This window comes from Shigella sp. FC1967, from assembly GCF_001743005.1.
Taxonomy (GTDB): Bacteria; Pseudomonadota; Gammaproteobacteria; order Enterobacterales; family Enterobacteriaceae; genus Proteus.
In genome coordinates this window covers 1-986 of record NZ_MIIZ01001082.1, presented here as the reverse complement: position 1 = coordinate 986, position 986 = coordinate 1, and the positions used below count along the sequence as shown (strand labels likewise).

Annotated in this window: 1 protein-coding gene; it reads right to left on the bottom strand. The window is 36.1% G+C overall.

Translation table 11 applies throughout. From position 1 onward, the window contains the following. Nucleotides 1-272: 272 nt before the first annotated feature. The coding region (locus tag BHE89_RS18600; RefSeq protein ID WP_286139089.1) for a flagellin at nt 273-986 on the bottom strand (714 nt) is incomplete at its 5' end.

Below are 986 nucleotides of genomic sequence, written 5' to 3'. Positions count from 1 at the left end.
AGGTTAGTTATTACGTCACTGTAATAACGTTGCCTATACACTATCGTCACCAATATCGAGGGGTTTATGATTTTCGGCATCGTGAAAATAGCAAAAAAAGCCAGTCGGTTAATTTTTAAGGAATAATTGATTGCAGAAAAAAGTAAAAGAGGTTGAGAGAAAAAATAAAACTAAAAAAGATGAGTTTAAATATAAAACACAAAAAACAAAAAAAGGCTCTCTTACGAGAACCTTTTGAATATCGAAAAGTATCTTTTGGGTCAGTGTACGAATTAACGTAACAGTGATAATACGTTTTGTGGCATTTGATTAGCTTGTGCCAATACTGAAGTACCCGCTTGTTGTAAAATTTGGCTTTTACTCATATTGGACACTTCAGTTGCATAATCGGCGTCTTCAATACGGCTACGTGATGCAGTTAGATTATTAACGGTATTGCCTAAGTTGGTAATAGTTGAATCTAAACGATTTTGTACTGCACCCATTGCACTACGTAAGCTATCGACTTGAGATAACGCTTTATCTAATGTTGCTAATGGTTTTTCAACAATATCATCGAGTTTCATCGCGGTACCTGATGTGGCTACTTTTACTGTTTTACCTGCTGTAGCACCTGTTGTGGCAGCGATACTAAAGTAATCATCCTTACCGTTTTTATCTACGGTGTGAACCACCAAGGTAGATTTATCGTCTTTGCCATTAGCATCTACACCATAAGAAATCTCGTAGCTTTTCCAATCCTTGCTGGTGATTTTTGCATCTAAATCCGCTGTATCTAGTTTTTGCATCTCTTTTGTTGCAGGAGTACCCGTTAAAGTGACTTCAACTTCAGTGGCTTTAGAACCAATTTTGCTTTTTGCTGATAAATCCAATTTATCAATACCCAATGTAGTCGCATCCGTTTTTTTCAAATCAACACTGATTTGCTCTTTATCATGCGCGCCAATTTGTAAATTTAATGTACTATCTTCACTTAACACTTTGAC